Here is a 21,823-nt window from a genome sequence, read left to right on the forward strand (position 1 = left end):
ACTTAAGATAGCCTTTTTCTAATGCTTAAAAAAATAAGAAAAGCACCAATCTTCGAATAGCACCGTGCAACGGTCTCGTATACTATAAGCTAGATGGAGGAGAAAGGATAGCCATTTCGGAAGATACAGGAGCCTTAGATGTTAATGTTGCCATAGCAAGAAAATTGACTGGCAAGACCCTGGAGCTTATTGTAACCGGCACCTCTGCAAGTATGGAGAATTATTATAGCATATCTGGTATAACCATACTTGAAACCACAGACCCTTTTGCCAGAATCGAGGCAGAAGATTACGATGATATAAGTGGACCCAAAGTAGGTAATACCGGCGATGTGGACGGTGTACAGAATTTAGGTGCTATCAAGCCGGGCCATTGGAGCATGTACGCTGCTTTGGACCTGACCGATGTGAAAAGTATAAAAGCTCGCGTAGCTTCAATTTATAATGATGCCTTTATCGAAGTAAGACTGAATGCGCCGGATGGCCAGTTAATCGGTACTGTTGATGTGCCGCAAACAGGTGCCTGGCAAGTCTATGCAACAGCTACTGCTTATATTGAAGATGTAACCGGGGTCTATGATGTTTATCTGGTGTACAAGAACACTGAAAGTTCATATGTCTGCAACATCAACTGGTTCCAGTTTTCAGATGAATTTGTGGCTCCGCCGATCGACCCTTACGTGAGGTTTGAAGCAGAAAATTACAACGGCGAAAGTGGTACATCCATAGCCAATACTTCTGATGTAGATGGCAAAAAGGATGTCAGCAATATCCAAAACGGTGACTGGATAAAGTTTACGAGCCTTGATATTAGCAAAGCCTCACGTGTAGACCTCCGGGTAGCCGGTATAAGCAACAATGCACAGATAGAGCTAAGGCTGGATGCAGTCGATGGACCCGTGATCGCTTTCGTTGATGTGCCCAATACAGGATCATTGAGTACCTGGGCAACGATAAGCACTCAGGTTGATCAGGTAGCTGATGAACATGATATTTACTTGGTCTTTACCGGACAGGGAGAGAATTTATTCCGTCTCAACTGGCTTCAGTTTAAAGTTTACGAAAACCCTTTTGCCAGGATAGAGGCAGAAGATTATGATGCGAAGGAGTGGAAAAAGGGTAATGTAGGAGGCACAACCGATGCGGAAGATAAGGGCGTTGGCTCCATCGTAAAATCTATTGTTCCCGGTGACTGGATCATGTTTAACGATGTTGATCTGACCGGAGTAAAAAGCATTAACGCACGTTTTGGCTCGATATATAATGATGCTTACGTTGAAGTGAGGTCAGGCTCAGCAGAGGGGCTGCTGCTAGGAACGATAAACCTGCATAACACCGGGGGCTGGCACAACTGGGAAACTACCAGTGCAAATCTGGAAAAAGTCACTGGCACTCACGACCTTTACTTTGTTTTTCTGACTGAAACGAGCGCTAATGTCTGCAACCTCAACTGGTTCCAGTTATCGGGTCAACGTCTAGAGGAAAAGGATATTTATTCGAGAATAGAAGCCGAGGACTATAATCTGGCAAATGGTACAAAAACTGAATCTACGTCTGATGCTGATGGAGGAAAGAATGTGGGTACCATTCAGGATGGAAACTGGTTACTATTCAAGTCGCTGGATTTATCTGAAGCAGGAGGTATTCTAACCCGGGTGGCAAGTATAAACGATGGTGGAACAATTGAACTAAGGTTAGGTTCCAGTACAGGTACACACATAGGAACTGTAAATGTGCCAAATACCGGTGGATGGCAAAATTGGCAAACTGCTCAATCCAATATTGATGCGGTAGAAGGAGTATATGATTTGTACCTGGTGTTTAAGGGTGCCAGCAGTTACCTGTTCAACATAAACTGGCTACAGTTTGTTAAGAAACCCATTGTTATAGAAGATTCTACTACAATTGAAGCAGAGGCCTATTTCACACAATCGGGAGTTAAAGTGCAAGCCACATCAGATATAGATGGAGGAGAGCATGTTAGTCTGATTAATAATGGAGACAATATTTCATTTGATCTTGAGGTGCTTTCAGGGGGGATTTACAATGTTTCCTTCCGTGTTTCTCCGAAGACTTCAGGGAGTAGTATAATTATTCGAAAGGATGATGGGACCACAGAAAAAGTGATGGTTCCGGATGCAGGCAACGGTGAAGAATGGCAAACGATTTCCACTTATCTGAAGCTAGCCTCTGGTGTGCAGTCGCTTTCATTTGAATTTGCAGGAGAAGGCAGCAATCTGTCCAACCTGAACTGGATCGAGTTCGAGTTGACGGATATGGCTTTCAGTATAGCCTCTAAAACCAAAGGGGCGGCCACAGATAATAGCATCGAGACGCAGCTGGAGTTGGTCAACACGGGCGGTTCTGCCGTTTCGTTAGACGATGTGACCCTGCGCTATTGGTTCACCGCGGAGGAGTTTGCCCCGCTAACCTTCTTCTGTGACTGGGCCCAAATCGGAGCAGCTAACATCAACAGCAAGTTTGTAACGAGCACACCGGCCAGAACGGGAGGCTATACCTACCTGGAGCTTTCGTTTGCAGCGGGGCTGGAGCTTGCCTCTCAGGCCGGAACAGGCCCAATTCAAACACGCGTTGCCAAGAATGACTGGACAGATTTTGATGAGAAGGATGATCACTCCTATCTGCCTTCTAGCTCTTTCCTGGAAAATGCGCACATCACGCTCTACAAAAACGGGGTATTGATTTGGGGTGAAGAGCCAGAGGTTGAGCTCGGTGCCACTTCCTTCGTTGTCGCGCACAAAGCGGGCGATGCCTCAAAACCCAAGGACAACTCCATCAAGCCGCAATTCAACATCAATAATACAGGCAATGTTGCGGTTCCGCTTTCCGATGTGAAGGTAAGGTACTGGTTCACCGCCGAAGGGTCTGAAGCCATGAACTTCTGGGTTGATTGGGCAGAGTTGGGTAAGTCAAACGTATCGGGTATGGTTTATACGATGGATGCACCAACGGCTACAGCAGACAGGTATCTGGAATTAAGCTTCAACAGTACTGATACCTTGCACAGCCTAAGCAGCACCGGCGAGATCCGGACAAGAATGGCCAAATCAGATTGGAGCGCATTTGACGAAACCAATGACCATTCCTATGTTGGGACGAGAGAATACCAGGCAAATCCTCATGTGACCGTGTATGTAAAGGATGAGTTGGTGTATGGAACCGAGCCTGGAGGAATAGCGCATACGGGTGTGGCGTCAGCTGTGAAAGCAATCGGTTTTGAAAGCACAGGTTCACTGCTACTGTATCCAAACCCGGTGAAGGACAACGCTACCCTGAACTTTACTTTAGCAGAAGCGGGGAAAGTGGAGTTCACTATCCTGAGCCTGACTGGCCAGCGGGTTCGGTCAGAAGTCAAAGCGCTGCCGCTCGGCGATCAACAAGTGAAACTCGATGTACAGGGATTGGCTGAGGGAGTTTACCTGTTGCAGCTACACAGTCAGGAAGTAAATGCAGTATTGCGGTTTGTGAAAACCCATTAGCCGCTATAGTCTTCAACACTGATTCAAAGGAGGCTGCCCATGTGGGCAGCCTCCTTTTTTTGTTCCCCTACAGTGGGTTTTGCCAGTTGCTGGTGGGTAAGTGCTCAACTGATTATCCCCAAGCTTATACCTGGTTTCATCGGGCAGACATGACTTGACATGGCGCTCACCTCGTGGGCTGAACTGCTTGTTGAAAGAAGTTGTAACAGCGGTATTTGTGTTTTTTCCCGCTTTTTTGATAAATTATAGTTGATGGGGGTGTACTCACTGAGCTTAGCTTGATACTGCCTTTTTAGAGAGTTAGGTACATAATTTATCCCTTTTGAACGATAGTTGATACGATGTGTGACCACAGTTTTAGAGCTTTGTTAGGAAGTATAATGCGATATGCAGCGCATTTGATTGGGGGACCAAACAGGCCAGAAGCGCTGTTGGAAGGGCCTGCTTCAAAAAGGGTTTTGTAGACAAAATTTGAATGAAGAAACTAAAGATTTACCTCACAGCAGTTTTAAGCCTGATGGCGTTGGCATCCCATGCCTCAGGAAGCAAGCCGAAAGAGAAGCCAAATGTGATACTGATCCTGGTAGATGACCAGGGGTATGGAGATATCGCGGCTTTAGGCAATCCTATCATCAAAACACCAAATATGGATGCGCTTCACGCCAAGAGCGCCAGGTTTACAGACTACCATGTGAACCCCACGTGTGCCCCCAGTCGTGCGGCACTGCTTACCGGCCACAATGCCAACCGGGCCGGGGTATGGCACACGGTGAACGGCCGATCACTCCTGCTGGAAAGGGAGGTTACCATGGCGCAGATATTCAAGGAGAATGGCTATGCTACCGGAATTTTTGGGAAGTGGCATTTAGGTGACAATTACCCTTCTCGCCCGCAGGACAAAGGTTTCGAGGAAGTGCTTACCCACGGTGGGGGTGGTATGGAGCAGACAATGGATTATTGGGACAATGACTACTTCGACGATATCTATGTGCACAACGGGAAGTTGGAGCAGTACAAGGGCTACTGTACAGACATTTGGTTTGAGGAGGCCATGAAGTATATCGATACCCAAAAAGACAAACCCTTCTTCTGTTACCTGCCCACCAATGCGGCACACTCGCCCTACTTTGTAGAAAACAAATACCTGGAGCCATACCAAAAGTATGAAGATGATGGTACGATTCCGATGGCTGCTTTTTATGGGATGATCGCCAATGTCGATGAAAATATTGGCAAGCTGATGAATTACCTGAAGTCGACAGGCAAACTGGACAACACCATCATCATCTTTACCACCGACAACGGCACAGCGCAAGGGGCCAGCGTGGAGGGGCATCGGTTGGATGGTTTTGTAAATCAAGGATTCAACGATGGCATGCGCGGGATAAAGGCAAGCAAATACGAAGGAGGCCACCGGGTGCCTCTGTTCATCCATTGGCAAAATGGTGATATCAAGGTGGGCCAGGATATCGATGAGCTAACCGCCCACTATGATGTGCTTCCCACGCTTGTGGAGCTATGCAACCTCAAAGTAAAGCCAGAAACCAAGTTTGACGGGCAAAGTCTGGTACCGCTGATAAAGGGGGATGATAGCGGCTTCAAAGATCGGATCGTGATCACCAACTCCCAAAGGACCGAGGTGCCTGAGCCATGGCGCAGAACTTCCCTGATGCAGGATAAGTGGCGTCTGGTAGACGGGGAAGAACTCTACAATTTGAAATCTGACCCGGAGCAGCGAAACAACATTGCAGCGCAGCATCCTGCCAAGGTTGCGGAATTCAAGGCTTACTATGACAAATGGTGGAAAGAAATCTCCCCGAGTTATAAAGATCAGCCATACATCTATGTCGGTCATAAGGGCGAAAACCCTGCAAGATTATATTGTCATGACTGGCATACCGATGCTGAGGCAAGCCCATGGCATCAGCGTCATATCCGTGAGGGATACATCGATAATGGGTATTGGCTGATTAAAGTAGCGGAAGCAGGTAAATACAAGGTGCGGTTGCGCAGATGGCCTGTAGAAACTGGCTTAGCCCTTCATGCAAAGGCTCCCGTTCGCCCAGCCAAACCCGGGACAAGTGTAAGTGAGACCAAACCCGGGAAATCGCTCCCAATAAAATCCGCTCGACTGGAGGTGCAGGGACAAAAATTCGCTGCTGAGGTTAACCCCAGCGCAGAATTTGTAGAGTTTACGGTGAAGCTCAAAAAAGGGGAGACCCAACTGAAAACATGGTTTGACCTCGAGGGCGGTGACGAACTAGGGGCATATTTTGTAGACGTGGAGAAGCTGTAGATAACACAAGATGGAAGGCACTTTCCCCACTCCGGTAAACAGCGCTAAGTAACTTATACCTGGGCTTTGCAATGGGTAGTAAAAACAGAGAAATAGGAAGGCTTGATAATTAAAATCATGAACAAATTCCATTATGCATTAACGGTAGTCTTGATCTTGATCGCCAGCGCCCTTCAAGCCGCTGAGATCAAGGTCAATTCCTTTGCTGAGTTAGCTACCTATACCTCGCAAAGCGGCAACGTGATTTCCATGAAACCGGGTGTCTATCAGCTGAATGATTATTGGACTGCGGATTCCATGCGTGTGCGGCATGACCGGAAGCAGTTTCAATTTCTCAATTTCAAAGGAGATAGTAACGTGTTTCAACTGGATGGAGTCACCATTGAGGTTGACAATGCCCTGCGTCTTGCCTTAAACGCACCCATCCATACCAGTTTATTTAAGGTGACGGGCAATCATAATACCATACAAGGCCTTCAAATCCGATATGTGGGAGAAGGCACCTCGCGTGGCGGGGCAGCTTTGGAGATTGCTGGCACGGGCACCGTGCTGAAAAAGCTGACGCTCCATGTCACAGGATCATCGCCCTATGGGTATGGCGATTTGCTGGGCAAGGGAGACAGAAGCCTGACCAAACTGAGAAAGCATAGTGGCCTGCTGATTACCGGTTCTGATACCAAACTCTACGACTGCAAAGTTTACATGCGCTCTTTAGGGCATGCATTTTTTATCCAGGGTGGGATTGATAGCTATCTTGAAAATTGCTATGCCGAAGGTGAGATGCGATCTACCAATGATATGTTGAAAGAGACCTCAGGCCCGGCATTTGAGGAGGGCTTTGCGTCGATATACGAGGGTTACGATGGGAAGAAAAGCATTAAGCCCGACTATATGAAATCGTTAAACGAATGTGGCTTTAGGACCTATGGGGCAGGCGGATCACCACGAAGGGAGACGGGTAAGGTAACCCTAGTCAATTGTACAGCAAAAAATATGCGGGTGGGTTTTGCACTGGCAGCTAATGAGGAAACGGCGCCTGTTACCCTGCGCGACTGTAAAGCCATTGCCTGTGAGCGTGGGTATTATTTGAGCAAAGCAGTGAGTGAAAATTGTAGCGGCGATATGTTATATGGCCCCTTGCTGTATCTGGTGGGCAACGAACGCTCACAAATAGATATGATCCTGGAACCGGGCGAGTCCAGGTATAAAGTGCATGCCCTGGCCACTATATGCGGCACAGGCCATGAGGTATCCATCCAAACCAATAAAAAGACGAAAAAAATTACGGCTCCGATCATGTTGGGCTACGGTATGCCTGACTCCGGCGAAAACGCATCTCCCATACCAGAGGCGTATGCAGGAGATGTTACCCTCACGAACAAGACCTCAGCGCCGGTCATTGTAGGAGCAGAAGCAAAGAATTGTACGGTTGTGACGCAGGGCAAGGTGGAACGTAACAAAGGATCAAACATTGAAATTGTCGGGAAGTGATGCTGAAGATAGCGGGCGTTTTTAGCGCAGAAACTAAAGGGGAATCGAATAATTGACGATAAGGATGATGAAAGGGTGTATTAAAAACGCAGTGCTGATCGCACTGATTTTGGTTTGCGGAATAGCAAAAGCTTCAGCCGTGTCTGTCAGCAGTTTGGCTGAATTAGCTTCGTATGCCGGCAAAAGCGGCAATGTGATCACCATGAAACCGGGTGTCTATCAGTTGACGGATTACTTGACGATGGATTCGATGCGGGTGCGGCATGACCGGAAGCAGTTTCAGTACATCACCTTCAGTGGCAGCAACAATACATTCAACTTGGAGGGTGTAGAGATAGCAGTAGACACTGAATTGCGCACGGCATTGAATCCTCCCATTCATAGTGACGAATTCCTGGTTACGGGTAATGACAATACCTTCAATGGGCTGACCATCAGATGCGTCGGGAATGGGACTTCACCTGGCGGAACGGTACTGCAGGTGGCCGGCACAGGCAATGTGCTGAAGGATATGACCCTATACGTGGCTGGTTCCTACCCCTATGGGTATGGCGACTTGTTTGGCAAAGGCGGGGAAACCGTGATCAAACACAAAAAGCACAGTGGGCTTCTTGTCACCGGCAGCAATACCCGGCTTTATCGCTGTAAGCTGTACAACCGCTCTTTCGGGCATTGTTTTTTTGTGCAAAAAGGAGCAGAGAATGTATACTTCGAGGATTGTTATGCTGAGGGAGCGGTGCGCTCTACTGATGAAATCCTGGCGGAGACATCCGGGCCGGCAGTGGATGTGAACTTTAGAACCTGGACGCAAAATCGTGAAGGTAAGTACGTGGTGACGCCAGGCTATATGAAATCGTTGAGCGAGGACGGTTTTCGCACGTATGGCGAGATCAAAAATATCCATTTCAAAAACTGCACCGCCAAAAATACACGGGCCGGATTTGAGCTGCGGACCAATGGTGGGACCCGTCTGGAAAATTGCACCACTATAGGTACAGAGCGCGGCTACTGGGTAGGCGATGGTGCCATCGTGAAAAACTGTAAGGGAGATGCCAATTATGGCCCCTTGATGTTTGTGGAGGGAAGCAACGCAGACGTGGAACTGGTGGTAGACACAGCTGAGTCGGACCGCCTGGTGCATGCACTGGTTACCATTCAAGGGAACAACAATAAAGTGGTGCTGAAATCCGAAAAGGGGTATAAGCGAAAGACTGACCTTCCAATTTTGGTAGGCTATACCCATCCGGAACATGGCGAATCGATGTCGCCCTACAGTGAAGGGAAAACGTCTGGTTTAAAATTGACAAATGAAACCGGTATGCCGGTAAAGATCAGTGCGTTGGTGAGCAATAGCAAAATTATCACAGACGGGAAGGTGCTGGAAAATAACGGGAAGAATAACAAAATCATCAAAAAAGTGAGGACATCGCTTTAATGCATTAGCTGCTCAGTTTGCCGGGCACGTTGTCTTTTTTAGGTATGAGGTAGCGCTATTTCTGATGCCATGAAAATTTCAATTTACAAGATTCTTAAAGTACTTCAGGAGCGATTCAAACAGCAGTACCACCACACCGCGTGGCAAAATTAAGGAGGAATTTTGAGCCGCTAGCTAGTCAGCTGGATCTTTCGAAACCAAACAAAAAATAAAATAACATATGGTAAAGTCAATACTACTGCTCACCATCCAGGCTTTAATTTGCTTCGAACTTCAGGCACAGCTGTTGGGCCTACCGGCAGGTATTCAAAAAGATGGGCAGCCTGATACGATTACTTATAAAGTAGTTGATGAAGATACCCTGAAGATGATTTTGAGGTATCCGGATGAATTCAAGAACCGAAAAAAATATCCGGTAATCGTGTTCTTCTATGGAGGCGGATGGAATGGGGGTACTTTAAAGCAGTTTCAGCCAGAGGCAGAGTACTTTGCTTCGCGTGGTATGATTACGGTACTGGCTGATTATCGGGTACGGTCGCGGCACCAGACCACACCCTATGAGGCGGTGGCTGATGCCAAATCTGCCATGCGCTTTTTGCGGAAGTACGCTAAAGAGCTGAATATAGATCCCGATAAAATGGTTGCCTCCGGGGGCTCGGCAGGGGGGCATCTGGCAGCGGCCTGTGGCGTCTTGCCTGGCCTGGACGAAGAAGGAGAGGATCTGCGCATTAGCTCCAAAGCCAATGCCCTGGTACTTTACAATCCTGTATTCGATAATGGTCCGGAGGGGTTTGAGCACGAGCGGATGGGTGATCGGTGGCAGGAGATCTCACCAGCCCACAACATCACGAAGCAAGCACCGCCTACCATCGTGTTTTTAGGTAAGGAAGACCACCTGATCCCGGTATCGGTGGTTGAAAATTATCAGGCGAAGATGGAGGAAGCTGGCCGCCGGTGTGAGCTTTTTTTATATGACGATGCAGGGCACGGGTTCTTCAATAACTACAAGTACGACGGCAAGTTTTATACCCTAACGATTCGGGAAACAGACAAATTTTTAAGATCACTCAAGTACCTGAAAGGGCAACCGGAAATATAGCCAGGACTTTCGCATCTAATCGAAACACGGAGCGAAAGCAATCTACAGCCTGCCGTTGTTGTGTGTTCTCACCAACAACTTGTTAGTCAAAAGACGCAAAAAGGGCAGCTTTGCGAAAGTCCTGATTGCAAGATGAAGGTATCACCAACCTCTCTTCTGTTTCTGGTGATTGATAGAGCAGACGCCAGTGGATTGCCCCAGAGAAGAAGGGACTGCCCGCCGGATCGGGGCGGAGCCAGTAAACGAGGGGCAAATCACAGTGAAATACAGCCTCGTGCTGTGGAAAATTGCCAGCCCCAAATCCACGACATCCCCACAGGGTATAAAAATAGAAGAAACATTTTATGAAGAGGTTTTCGATACTTTTAGCTGCACTACTTTCAATTTCATTTTGTGTCCAGGCCCAAATTCCCTTACCCAAGAGTCTGGAAAAGGGCTATCCGCGCATTTATACGACACAGGGGGGGAAGAAAGAGCTTCAGAAAACCATCAACAAGGAGAAATGGGCGCAGGAGGTACTGTCCGGCATCCATGACAGAATAGATGAGCACGTGGCCCGCCATGTAACCGACCCGGAGTGGATGGTGTCGCGGCTGCAAATGTACTGGAAAACTAAAGCCACCAACGTCTACATCGATGGCGTGGATTACTCGCATGCAGATGGGCAGGCCCCGGTTCCGACTGTTCGCTTCACGGGTTCGCGCAACTCCCATACCCTGTATGGCAAACCCAAGCTGGAAGATATCCAGCCATACATGGACGACCCAAGGGGACTGTACCTGCCCAACAAAAGCAAAGAGGGCCATCCGTTTGAGTGGGTGGAGGAATCGAAAACAGGCAATATCATTGTGGCGATCAATCAGGAAATCATGGAACTGGCCCGTGATGCTGCTTTCATCTATTGGCTGGAGAACGACCCAAAATACGCCCGGTTTGCCTATGATATTTTCCATACCTACATGGAAGGCATGTCCTACCGCAGCGAACCTATTGATTTGCTGAATGGCCATATCCAGACGCTCGTCGGGTTCACTCATTTCCAGGTCATCCACGAAAGTACGCTTCGGGAGGTCGCTGTTTTATATGATTTTCTGCACCCATACATCGAGGCCAACCACCCGCAAAACATCGCCATGTATGATAAAACGATCAAGCGTTGGGCTGATCAGATTATCAAAAACGGGGTGCCTCAAAACAACTGGAATCTCCATCAAGCCAAAATCATACTAAAAGCAGCCATGGTGCTGCAAGACAATGCGCGGTATGCAGATGGCAAAGGCCGGGAATACTATATCGACTACATCCTGAATGTCACCTCTCCGCGGCAGTGGTCACTGACGAAGTTTTTGGAGTATGGGTATGATTTTGAAAATGGCGTATGGGCGGAGTGCCCGGGCTACTCACAGGGCGTTACCAAAGACCTGACCAACTTCATCGAAGACTTTGACCACACGTTCGACCACAACATACTGCCCTATATGCCGGTGATGGACGAGGCGGTGAAAATGTTGCCGCAGTATCTGTTTCCGAATGGGCAGACGGTAGCCTTTGGTGATAGTTACTATGGCCCCGTGACCACGGAGCCAATGAGTGATATGATCCGGATAGCGCAGAAAAACGGCGATGCAAAGCGGGAAAAGGAATATACGGCCATGCACCGGCTGTTTGCCGAAGACCATGAAGACGGGCAAGGCGGGAAGCCACGGGCAGAGATAGCCTCTTTTTTTGCCAGTAAGCCGCTCAAACTGAACCCCAAGTATAAAAAGGCAGAAAAGGCGGATTACATGACGCAGACGTTTTACGCACCCAATGTGAGCTGGCATGTGCAGCGCATGGGCGAAGGAAAAGACGGTATGATGGTCTCGCTGAATGGCTCTCTGGGTAACCACATGCACGCCAACGGCATTAATATGGAGCTTTACGGCAAGGGGTTCGTACAGGGCGCCGATCCGGGTAAAGGTGGTAACTACTTGCAGCCGATTTATTTAGAATACTATTCGCAGTTTCCGGCGCACAATACCGTCATGGTAGATGGGGCGTCTTCTTATACCGAGATGCTCAGCTATCATGCCTTTGACCTGATGGGGGAATATCCCAAAACAGAAAAGAAAGCGGGGTACTATCCGGGCATCACCTATTCTGATGTGTACTTTCTGGAGCCGGAAACCCGCAGCGACCAGAGCCGCCTGGTGAGCATCGTGAAAACAGGTGAGGCGACTGGGTATTATATTGATGTGTTCCGGTCCCGTAAGCAGCGAAAAGGCGACAAGTTTCATGACTATTACTACCACAACCTGGGGCAAAGCATGGAGCTGCTAGATGAAGCAGGCGCGCCATTGGCACTTACGCCGAACGAAGAGATGGCCTTTGCCGGAGGGCACCTTTATGCCCTGGATTATATGTGGGACAAAAAGTCCGTGCGAACAAACGAGGATTACCAGGCGCAATGGAAAATCGACATGCCCGATGGCAAGGACGATGTGCTGATGAACCTGTGGATGATGGGAACTGAGGGGCGCGAAGTGTTTAGCATCAAGTCTCCCCCAAACAAAGCCTTTCACGGTGACAGTGGCTTGCCCTATGAGGTGGGCGAACAGCCATACCTGACGCTGGCCGCCCGGCAGCATGGCGAGGCCTGGGAGCGCCCGTTCGTGTCGGTTTATGAGCCTTATACCTCTGGCAAAGGAAAAAGCATCGCCAGCATCGACGGGTTTGAAGATGAAAATGGGAGCAGTGAGTTTGTGGGCATCAACGTGAAGCATAAGTCCGGGCGCGAAGACCATGTATTCTCGACCAAAAATGGAGCGCAGGCCAGCTACAAGGGTATGGCCACTGACGCTAGCTACGCGCTGGTTGGAGCGGAAAAACAGGGCGATCTCATTTTGTTTATGGGCAATGGGCAACTCCTGAAAGGCAAGGGTTTTACCATCAGCGCAACCAAAACCGGCAATGTGGTGCTGGAGAAAAAAAACGGAAAGCTGCTGCTGCATAATGAGGTGCCGGTGAGCATCAGTAATGGTGAGAGGGAGCAAAAGTTTGAACCGGGAGACTATCGGGAAATAAGCTTGAACTAAACCAGGTAGAGTCCGTGATTTTTGATAAATGAGATGCTATGCGCTATCAGGTAGTAGGGTCACTGTGAATTGACCTGTATGAATATGTAATAAAGAGGGTATGAAAATAACGAAACTAAAAACAACATTATTTACTGGCTTGGCAGTGGGGCTTCTGGCAACTATTGGTTCATGCGTCACAAACAAGGAGTCGGCAGAAGAGAAACAAAGACCTAACATTCTTTTCATCATGTCGGACGATCATGCCTACCAGGCCATCAGTGCCTATGGCAGTAAGTTGATCGAGACACCCAACATAGATCGGATTGCCAAAGAGGGCATGCTGTTCACCAACGCTAGCGTGACCAACTCCATTTGCGCACCGTCAAGAGCGACGATTCTTACCGGAAAACACACGCATATCAATGGGAAGATAGACAACCTGATGCCGTTTGACACCACGCAGGTGACCTTTCCGCAGATTTTTCAGGCCAATGGCTATCAGACGGCCATGTTTGGGAAATTACATTTTGGCAATAATCCAAAGGGCGTAGACGAGTTCATGATCCTGCCTGGGCAGGGCTATTATCTGAATCCTGATTTCAGTACGCCTCGGGGCGACACGACCATCATGGGCTACGTCACCGATGTGATCACGGATCTCACACTCAACTGGCTTAAAAAAGAGCGCGATCCGGAAAAGCCGTTTATGATGATGTATATGCACAAGGCGCCGCACCGCCCTTGGTGGCCAAAGCCTGAAAAGTTTGCCGAGTTCACCAAAAAGCAATTCCCGGAACCAGAAACCTTGTTTGACGACTACGAAAACCGGGGCACTGCCGCCAAAACTGCTGAAATGAACCTGCTGACGCACATGATGTACAGTCATGATAGCAAGATCAGACCCGAACTGATCGAGAAGATGGGGGACAAGGTGACTCCCCAGGTAGAGGAGTTTGAGAATGGGTTTTACGGTCCGTATGGCAGGGCCACTGCGGAGCAAAAAGCACAGTATGACCCTACGCTGGATTCGATCAACGCATTCTTCGAAGCCAACTGGCCCAACATGACGGAGAAAGAGAAGATGCGTTGGAAGTACCAGCGGTATATGCAGGATTACCTCGCCACTATTTCCTCGGTTGATGACAATGTGGGAAGAATCCTCGACTACCTGGATGAGAGCGGACTGGCCGAAAATACCATTGTGGTATACACATCGGATCAGGGCTTTTACCTGGGCGAGCACGGTTGGTTCGACAAGCGCTTCATCTATGATGAGTCTTTCAAAACCCCACTGATGATCCGTTGGCCAGAGCGTGTAGCTGCCGGTGCGGTGGAAGACGAAATGGTGCAGAATCTGGATTTCGCACAGACCATGCTGACTGCGGCTGGTATTACGCCTCCGACAGATATGCAGGGTGAAAGCCTGATGCCACTGCTGACCGGTCAAAAAGAAAAGTGGACCCGAGACGCGGTCTATTATCACTATTATGAATACCCAAGTGTGCACATGGTTAAGCGCCATTATGGGATTGTAACCAAAGAGTATAAACTCGCTCACTTCTACTACGATATCGATGAGTGGGAGCTTTACGATCGGCTGAAAGACCCGCAGGAAATGAACAACGTTTTCGACGATCCGGCCTATGCAGATGTGGTCGCAGAGTTAAAAGTAAAGTTAGCGGACCTTCGCAAGCAGTATAAAGACTCACCGGAGCTTGATCAGAAATACATCGACATATATAAAAACATGCAGGTGAAGAAGGGCAATGACTTTTGGTAATATTAGCTGTGATGACAAAGCGAAAAATCTATAATAATAGCTGGTGGCTCGGCCTAAGCCTTGCGTTGTGTATGCTCGCACAGTGTCTGCAGGCGCAAAGTACCAGCCCAAAGAGTCTTTGGCAAGTGCGCTATGAAGGTGACGCCATCGTTAACCCGAAGCATGATCAGGTCATAAAGCCGGATGGCTTTTCCGTAAACTCCCATACATCAGGCGCCTATAACGTGTATGTGCATAGGGTGTTAAAGAAGCCGGTGCGTCGGATCTCCTTCAGCTATCGCGCTGAAGGGGCGGTGACAAAGGCACCCATCAGATTGATGGATGCCGGCGCCAATGTGCTGTGGCAACACGATGCATCGGGCACCTCATCAGGCTCTGTCACCCTGAGCGACCTGAACGTGCATGGGCAATTGGTTTTTCAGATCGGTGGTCGGGAGGCGAATCCTTCAGACGTGATGACGGAGTATAGCATCAGCGATTTTCAAATCACAGAAGGGAAAATAGAGCCGAAGAAAGATGCAGATGGCTTTGTTGTGATTGACAACCTGACCGACCTCAGAAGTTATGCCACACAGGACGGCGTGAAGGTGCGGCTAAAGCCGGGGCACTACCAGTTGGACAAAGCGTATTGCAGGCAGTTTATACAGTTTACGGGCAGCAACTCGGTATATGACCTGAGGGGTGCCAATATCATGGTAGACACCAGGTTGTTTAGTCGTACGGACTTGGCTCCGGGTATAAACGATGCGGTAATGTATTGCGCCATTGCCATACATGGCGACGGTGTGCAGATAGAAGGCCCGTATGTAGAGACCTATGGAGACACACCCGGCCATCAGAGCCGCAACAAGGTTTTTAACCTCACAGGCAAGAACGTCACCCTGAAAAACGCCGAGATACGTACCGCTGGCTCAAACCCCTGGGGGTATGGCAGCTTTTACGGACTTGGTGGTGGAGACGTCCGCAAGATGAACGGTATCCGCATCGCCTGGCCTGGCGAGAACATCAAAGTAATCGGGTGCAAAGTGCACATGCGGGCGATGGGACATGCCATTTTTGTGCAGGGAGCCAAAAACACGTTGATTGAAGACTGCCATGTGGATGGCTTGCTGCGAACGACAAATGATATCCTGGCGGAAACTTCGGGATACGCTTTCGATAAAAATTTCAAGGCGCACCGGGGCGGGTACATTGAAGGGGTGATGGTAGCGGACGATGGGGCCTTTTTGCCCGGGGAGATGTACTCGCTGAGCGAAGACGGCATTCGGGTATATCCGCAAGCCCAGAAAGGGGCTAACACTGCCACAGGCTCCACCACGATTAAAGACTGCACCGTTACCAACATGCGACGCGGGATTTGTACGGGACTTAATACAGCCGGTGACAAAGTCATCAACTGTAAAGTCACGAATTGCGTTGCCGCCGGTTTTAATGTGGGCAATGCCGACACGCTCATCAACTGCAGCGCTGACGCCAAGTATGCAGAGGCTTTCTGCATCCCATACGTCGATGCCCGAAATGCCTACGTGGAGGGAACCATACTAGACAGCCGGGGAGGTATGAAAAACGAGTTGCTGGTAAAAATCAACGGGTCTGGGCATGAGGTGAAAATCCAGACGGCTGATCCTGCTTTTATACCGGAGCAAATGCAAATCAAACTTTCCACCTCCGAGAGCTATGGCGGCCCATGGGATGGCAGCCCGACACATGCGAAGGAGATCACCTTGAAAAATAAAACCAAAGCTCCAGTCGTGCTCCTGCCCGGAACGGAGAAGGTGCAGCTGGAGAGTGAGGGAAATGTTTTGGATGAGTCTAAAAATAAGCGCAAATCGAAATGAAGAATAACATACATAAAACAGCCTTTGTACTTTTATCGGTGCTGGCTTGTAGTTGCAGTACACCAAAGGTAAACGAGCAGGAGCAGGTTAGCGCAAGGCCAGCGTTTAACCCTAACCCTACCGGAGCGTATCTGTCGCCTGAAGAAAGTATGAAAACCATGCATCTTCCCGAAGGCTATCATTTAGAACTGGTAGCCAGCGAACCTATGATTAAAGAGCCGGTTGCCATCGCCTGGGACGGGAACGCCAGAATGTATGTAGCCGAAATGATTACCTATATGCAGGATGCGGATGCCTCCGGGGAACAGGAGCCTTTCAGCCGTATATCGCTTTTGGAGGATACCGACAATGACGGGAAAATGGACAAAAGCACTGTTTTTATAGATAGCCTTTTGTTGCCCCGGATGCTGCAGTGCGTGAATGATGAACTGCTGGTGAATGAAACGAACACCATCAACATCTACAGCTATAAAGATACTGACGGAAATAGCAAGGCTGATGTAAAAAAGGTAGTGTACAGAAACGATACGTATGGCGTGAACGATGCCAACATGGAGCACCAGCGGAGCGGCCTGGACTGGAACCTCGACAACTGGATGTATGTCACGTATGATCCGGTGCGCTTCCGGTATACAAACGGCACCATGAAAGCCGACACCCTCATCAGTGGCGGGAACGGGCAGTGGGGCGTAACCCATGACAACTATGGACGGGTATACTACTCCAAGGCTGGAGCAGAAATTCCGGCTGCTGGTTTCCAAATCAACCCTGTTTATGGCACGCTTGATTTTGCAGATCAGTATAGCGCGGAGTTTGCGGAGGTATGGCCCATTATGGCCACCCCGGATGTGCAGGGCGGGAACAAAAGGCTACGACCCAACAACACGCTCAATCATTTCACGGCTGCTTGCGGACAGTCGATTTTCCGGGGGGATCGCCTACCGGAGGATTTGGTTGGCGACTACATCGTTTGTGAACCAGTGGCACGGGCCATCAGGCGCGCCAAAGTGATAAACCAGCAAGGTAAAGTAAAGCTGGAGAATGCTTATCATCAGCAGGAGTTCATCGTCTCCTCCGATATGAACTTCCGCCCGGTAAACACTGCCACAGGCCCGGACGGAAATCTATACATCGTAGACATGCACCGGGGAATTATACAGCAGGGCAACTGGACAAAGCCAGGCTCTTTCCTGCGCCACAAGATCGACAGCCTCGGTTTGGCTGAGAATGTAGGCCATGGCCGAATTTACCGCGTAGTGCACGACGACTTTAAGCGAGGACCTAAGCCAAACATGCTGGATGAGTCTAGCAAAGAGCTTCTGGGGTATCTGAAGCACCCGAACGGGTGGTGGCGTGATGAAGCGCAAAAGTCAATCGTTACCCGTGGCGATAAGTCAGTGATTCCTGCATTAAGAAAGATGGCAGCCGGGGAGTCTGGATTTTTTGAAAAGAAGCCAGGCCATCTTGCCAGGATACATGCCTTATGGACATTAGAAGGTTTGGATGCAATTGATAAAAACATCCTGTCAGCCGCTCTGAAAGATGAGCATGCGCAGGTTAGAAGAACAGCTGTATTGATCAGTGAGCCCTATATGAGAAAGAATGATGGGCAGTTGATGCAACAGGTAGGGGCGCTTGCCAATGATGCGGATTACGATGTGCGCGTGCAATTGCTGCTCTCCTTGTACAACAGCCCATCTGAAAAGGCGAAAGCGATAGTTCAGGAGATACTCGAGCAGAATGCAGCAAATGAAATGCTCACAGCTACCAAAACTGCCCTGGATAATAACGAAGGCGTGCGAACGTATGGGAGCAAGTTGGGTGCACTGGCGCAGGCAGACAGGGAGCTGATCCTGAATGGTGCGGCTACTTTCAAATCCATTTGTGCGAGTTGCCACGGTCCTGACGGGAAAGGTTTAGCCATTGGAGGTTCTACAATGGCCGCTCCACCACTTGTAAAGTCAAAGCGATTGGCTTTCATAGAAAAAAAGACCGCCGCCAGAATTTTGCTTCATGGCTTGTCTGGCCCTGTCGACGGTAAATCATACTCTAGTGTAATGCCAGCCATGGAAGCGAACAGTGATGAATGGATAGCCTCCGTCTTGAGTTACATCCGATTCGAATTTGGCGGCAAGGTTCCACGGGTGCCTACTACAGATGATAAGGCAGCAGGTTTTACCGAACGGAAACCCCTTTCCCCTGTAGTTACCCCGGAAGAGGTTCAGGAAGTCAGAAAAGAAAACAGCGGAAGAAACAAAGCCTGGACTTTAGCAGAACTGGAAGCGACAAGCAAAAAGGATGCTGCCTCGCCGGGAGCATCCGCACTATAAAAGTAGAAGTGAATTTCTGTTAACAAGCAGTTGGTTTTGACCATGATAAGAGACGGTGAAGCCTGAAAATCGCTGTATAAATCAAAGTGGGAGATGATTTATAGCCTGCGGATTATAATTTATACCTATTTCTATCTATTCTGAAGATATTGAGCTGTGTTTGAGAGTGTTCGAATACAGCTCAATTTTTTTAAAGCCACTTAATGATAGAAAACATGGAAATTATCTCTACAGACAGTTCAGATCAATTAAAAGGATTTCGAAAAGTATTTTGGCTTACCATGGTGCTTATTTTTTTAGGCATTAGTTCACAGGCGCAAACCTTCGTCAATACTTTGGCAGAGTTAGAGCCATACCTGGATGACGACAACGTTCATGTGAAACTAGCGCCGGGTACCTATACTATTACGGCTGCCGATGTGACGGAAGGCCGTATTGGCAGCACGAGTGAAACCTGGAGTAACGTGAGCCGGCTCTTTGCATTCAAGGGCAACAACAGCGTGTATGATTTCACGGATGTAAAGTTTGAAATTGATACTGAAATTTTGCGTGCTTTTGGGAATCAGGATGTTTATGAGCTGCATATTACCGGTAGCGAAAATGTCATTAAAAACCTGACGATTGAAGATATGGGCAACACCCATCCGGCCAATCGTGCTACCAGCATTGTTGTTGACGGCCTTGCAAACAGACTGGAAGGCATTCACATGACGGTAAGGGGCTCTTTCCCGTATGGGTATGGCGATGCTTTCGGTAAAGGAGGAGGTCCGGTGATAAAACACTATAAGCATAGTGCTCTTTTGGTTCGGGGTGAAAGTAACCATATAAAAGATTGTAGAATTATCCATCGGTCTTATGGCCATGCCATTTTTATGCAGGCGGCTTCTAACCCGCTTATTGAGGGATGTTATGTGGAAGGCGAGATGCGATCAACGGATGATATGCTGACTGAGGAAGGAACAGGCTCTCCGGCAGATAAGGTAGGGTTTATGACCGTTTGGGGGTATAAGCTTCCTGCCGGTTACATGCTTAGCACTGGAGAGGCAGGTATACGCGCCTATAACGCGGGACAAACCATAGTGGATGGCGAATTTTTTAAGAGGGGAACTTCGAATCCAACAGTAGTAAACTGTACCATAAAAAACATGAGAACCGGGGTGACCCTTGCTCATGCTGCAGGAACCATATACGTTGAAGGAACAACTGCTATCGGGTGTGAGAATGGATTTTCACTAGGATCTGGCGATGTAGTTGATTGCAAAGCCGACTGTACCTATGGCCCTGTGTATTCCTCTACGTATGAGTCGGATAGGAACTACAATGCAAACATAGAGATTCTTCCTTCGAGTGCCCCTTATTACAATGGTTCGGGAACTGTAGCTTACATCGGTGGTAGTGGCCATGAAATAACATTACACGGTGCTACGGAAGCGCTGGAGCAAGGCCTGAAAATAAAAGTGGGAGGAGATAAAAACAATATTCGATTATTGTATGGTAATCTCCCGCACCAAAACAACTTCTCAGCCTCTGACTTTCAATTAAACAACTTCACGGAGTATCCCATCGAGCTGTCTGATGAGACCTCAGGCGTGACAGGAGAGTCGTGTGGGCCTGTTGTGGATGCGGGAACAAACAACAACATTAATGATAATGACTGTAGCGGAAAATTAGTTGCCCCCTGGAGTAACAGCGATATAGGTGGGGCTGATGTGAATGGTAGCGCCAAGGACTTAGGAGGGATATTCACCATCAGTGGTGCCGGAAATCATCAAAACAAATTGAAGGATGAGTACCATTTTGTGTATCAGGAATTGAGTGGGGATGGAGTGATCACCGCGAAAATAGGCTCCCTGGATGCCGTGCATCCGTGGTCTACTGCTGGTCTGATGATGCGGGAAGATGTAAGCGATGATAAATCTAAGTTTGTGATGATCAGCACAACAGCAACTAAAGGGGAGTTATTTAAAAGCAGAGAGCAAGCAGACCGGCCGTTGAATGAAATGAATACCGCTAATGGCGTGGAAGCAAAATGGCTTCGATTGGAAAGATCAGGCGATACGATTACGGCCTATAAGTCTGTTGATGCCTTGGAATGGGTAGAAATTAGTCAGGATACCGTTCCTATGAACGACCAAATCTTTGTTGGCCTGTGTGTGTCATCAGGCAATAAATCAAAGGCCGCAACAGCAAAATTTAAAGCAGTCACCATAGAAACCCCACTTATCCAACAAGGAAAAACCTACTATTTAGTAAGCCCACGCTGGAATTCGAAATTGGCTGCTAACGGAGGAGATAAACCCTATACCACAGCAGTGGATGCTACGGGGGCTCATGTGGAGTGGGCTATAAAGAAAAGCGACGTAGAAGGCTACTATTACTTAGAAAGTAATGGTGCGGCAGAACTCTCCAGATTGGCGTCTGACAAAACGAGTGCAATCATGGTAGCTAATTCTGCCGCTAGTCCCTTGACAAGATGGGAATTCAACGAATTTGCTGAGGGCATTTATTGGGTAAGTACAGAGGACAAAACGAACCCAAATTTACAAGCCTTTGGTGATGGCACAGTAGCCGTGACTACAGGAACGGGTAGTTATACTAGATTCCAGTTAGTACTAGTGTCAGATCCTGTTGGCAAACAAACCAGCATTGTCCCTCAACAACTAGTGACAGCGCAGAAACAATTGCATTCGGAAGTGAGTGTTTATCCTAACCCTGTTACAGACCAATTGAAAATTGATCTCTCATTGTCTCGCAACTATCAGTACGAACTCGTTAACATGTCGGGGCGGGTAGTAGAGCAAGGCGAAATCAAGAAACATCAGAACCGTTTCGCAATTGATATGTCTGGCATGGAAAACGGACTATACTTATTCCGTTTAACTGGCAATGATTCACAGGAAACTTTAAAAATACTCAAAAAGTAAGGTGAATTAGTACTGTTGAAATGAGGTAGTCAAGGTATAAACTGGCTGTATGAGTAAATTGAATGTGACGCATT

At 48.4% G+C, this 21,823-nt stretch carries 10 protein-coding genes; all 10 read left to right on the plus strand.

Going from position 1 to position 21,823, the window contains the following annotated elements; all coding sequences use genetic code 11:
• Positions 1-212 precede the first annotated feature (212 nt).
• Positions 213-3,500, plus strand: coding sequence for a carbohydrate-binding protein (locus tag MKJ04_RS05445; RefSeq protein ID WP_241640028.1), 3,288 nt, complete (start codon positions 213-215; stop codon positions 3,498-3,500).
• 475 nt (positions 3,501-3,975) lie between these two features.
• Entirely contained in the window at positions 3,976-5,796 is a 1,821-nt protein-coding gene (locus tag MKJ04_RS05450) for an arylsulfatase (protein ID WP_241640029.1), read from the plus strand.
• A 117-nt stretch (positions 5,797-5,913) separates the two neighbouring features.
• Entirely contained in the window at positions 5,914-7,287 is a 1,374-nt protein-coding gene (locus MKJ04_RS05455; RefSeq protein ID WP_241640030.1) for a hypothetical protein, read from the plus strand.
• Between the two features lie 64 nt (positions 7,288-7,351).
• Positions 7,352-8,722: a right-handed parallel beta-helix repeat-containing protein gene (locus MKJ04_RS05460; protein ID WP_241640031.1), complete on the plus strand. Its 1,371-nt coding sequence runs from the start codon at positions 7,352-7,354 to the stop codon at positions 8,720-8,722.
• Between the two features lie 220 nt (positions 8,723-8,942).
• Positions 8,943-9,821 (plus strand): alpha/beta hydrolase, encoded by an 879-nt coding sequence (locus tag MKJ04_RS05465; RefSeq protein ID WP_241640032.1) that lies wholly within the window; start codon positions 8,943-8,945, stop codon positions 9,819-9,821.
• 344 nt (positions 9,822-10,165) lie between these two features.
• Entirely contained in the window at positions 10,166-12,895 is a 2,730-nt protein-coding gene (locus tag MKJ04_RS05470) for a hypothetical protein (RefSeq protein ID WP_241640033.1), read from the plus strand.
• Between the two features lie 100 nt (positions 12,896-12,995).
• The gene (locus MKJ04_RS05475; protein WP_262918056.1) at positions 12,996-14,657 is read left to right on the plus strand and encodes a sulfatase; all 1,662 of its coding nucleotides are present in this window, start codon (positions 12,996-12,998) and stop codon (positions 14,655-14,657) included.
• Positions 14,658-14,728: 71 nt separating this feature from the next.
• A complete protein-coding gene (locus MKJ04_RS05480) occupies positions 14,729-16,495 on the plus strand; it encodes a right-handed parallel beta-helix repeat-containing protein (protein ID WP_241640036.1) in 1,767 nt (588 codons plus the stop codon).
• Positions 16,492-18,825 carry a c-type cytochrome gene (locus MKJ04_RS05485; protein ID WP_241640038.1) on the plus strand — a complete coding sequence of 778 codons (2,334 nt, stop codon included), beginning with the start codon at positions 16,492-16,494 and terminating at the stop codon, positions 18,823-18,825. The genes MKJ04_RS05480 and MKJ04_RS05485 overlap by 4 nt, the downstream gene beginning before the upstream one ends.
• Before the next feature lie 215 nt (positions 18,826-19,040).
• Positions 19,041-21,749, plus strand: a complete 2,709-nt coding sequence (locus MKJ04_RS05490) for a T9SS type A sorting domain-containing protein (RefSeq protein ID WP_241640040.1) — start codon at positions 19,041-19,043, stop codon at positions 21,747-21,749.
• Positions 21,750-21,823: the final 74 nt, after the last annotated feature.

It is taken from the genome of Pontibacter sp. E15-1 (genome assembly GCF_022601975.1).
Classification (GTDB): Bacteria; Bacteroidota; Bacteroidia; order Cytophagales; family Hymenobacteraceae; genus Pontibacter.

Excerpts from the sequence above, each read along its gene's own strand:
- MKJ04_RS05445 (WP_241640028.1), top strand. The coding sequence starts at position 213 with ATGGAGAATTATTATAGCATATCTGGTATAACCATACTTGAAACCACA.
- MKJ04_RS05450 (WP_241640029.1), top strand. The coding sequence starts at position 3,976 with ATGAAGAAACTAAAGATTTACCTCACAGCAGTTTTAAGCCTGATGGCG.
- MKJ04_RS05455 (WP_241640030.1), top strand. The coding sequence starts at position 5,914 with ATGAACAAATTCCATTATGCATTAACGGTAGTCTTGATCTTGATCGCC.
- MKJ04_RS05460 (WP_241640031.1), top strand. The coding sequence starts at position 7,352 with ATGATGAAAGGGTGTATTAAAAACGCAGTGCTGATCGCACTGATTTTG.
- MKJ04_RS05465 (WP_241640032.1), top strand. The coding sequence starts at position 8,943 with ATGGTAAAGTCAATACTACTGCTCACCATCCAGGCTTTAATTTGCTTC.
- MKJ04_RS05470 (WP_241640033.1), top strand. The coding sequence starts at position 10,166 with ATGAAGAGGTTTTCGATACTTTTAGCTGCACTACTTTCAATTTCATTT.
- MKJ04_RS05475 (WP_262918056.1), top strand. The coding sequence starts at position 12,996 with ATGAAAATAACGAAACTAAAAACAACATTATTTACTGGCTTGGCAGTG.
- MKJ04_RS05480 (WP_241640036.1), top strand. The coding sequence starts at position 14,729 with ATGCTCGCACAGTGTCTGCAGGCGCAAAGTACCAGCCCAAAGAGTCTT.
- MKJ04_RS05485 (WP_241640038.1), top strand. The coding sequence starts at position 16,492 with ATGAAGAATAACATACATAAAACAGCCTTTGTACTTTTATCGGTGCTG.
- MKJ04_RS05490 (WP_241640040.1), top strand. The coding sequence starts at position 19,041 with ATGGAAATTATCTCTACAGACAGTTCAGATCAATTAAAAGGATTTCGA.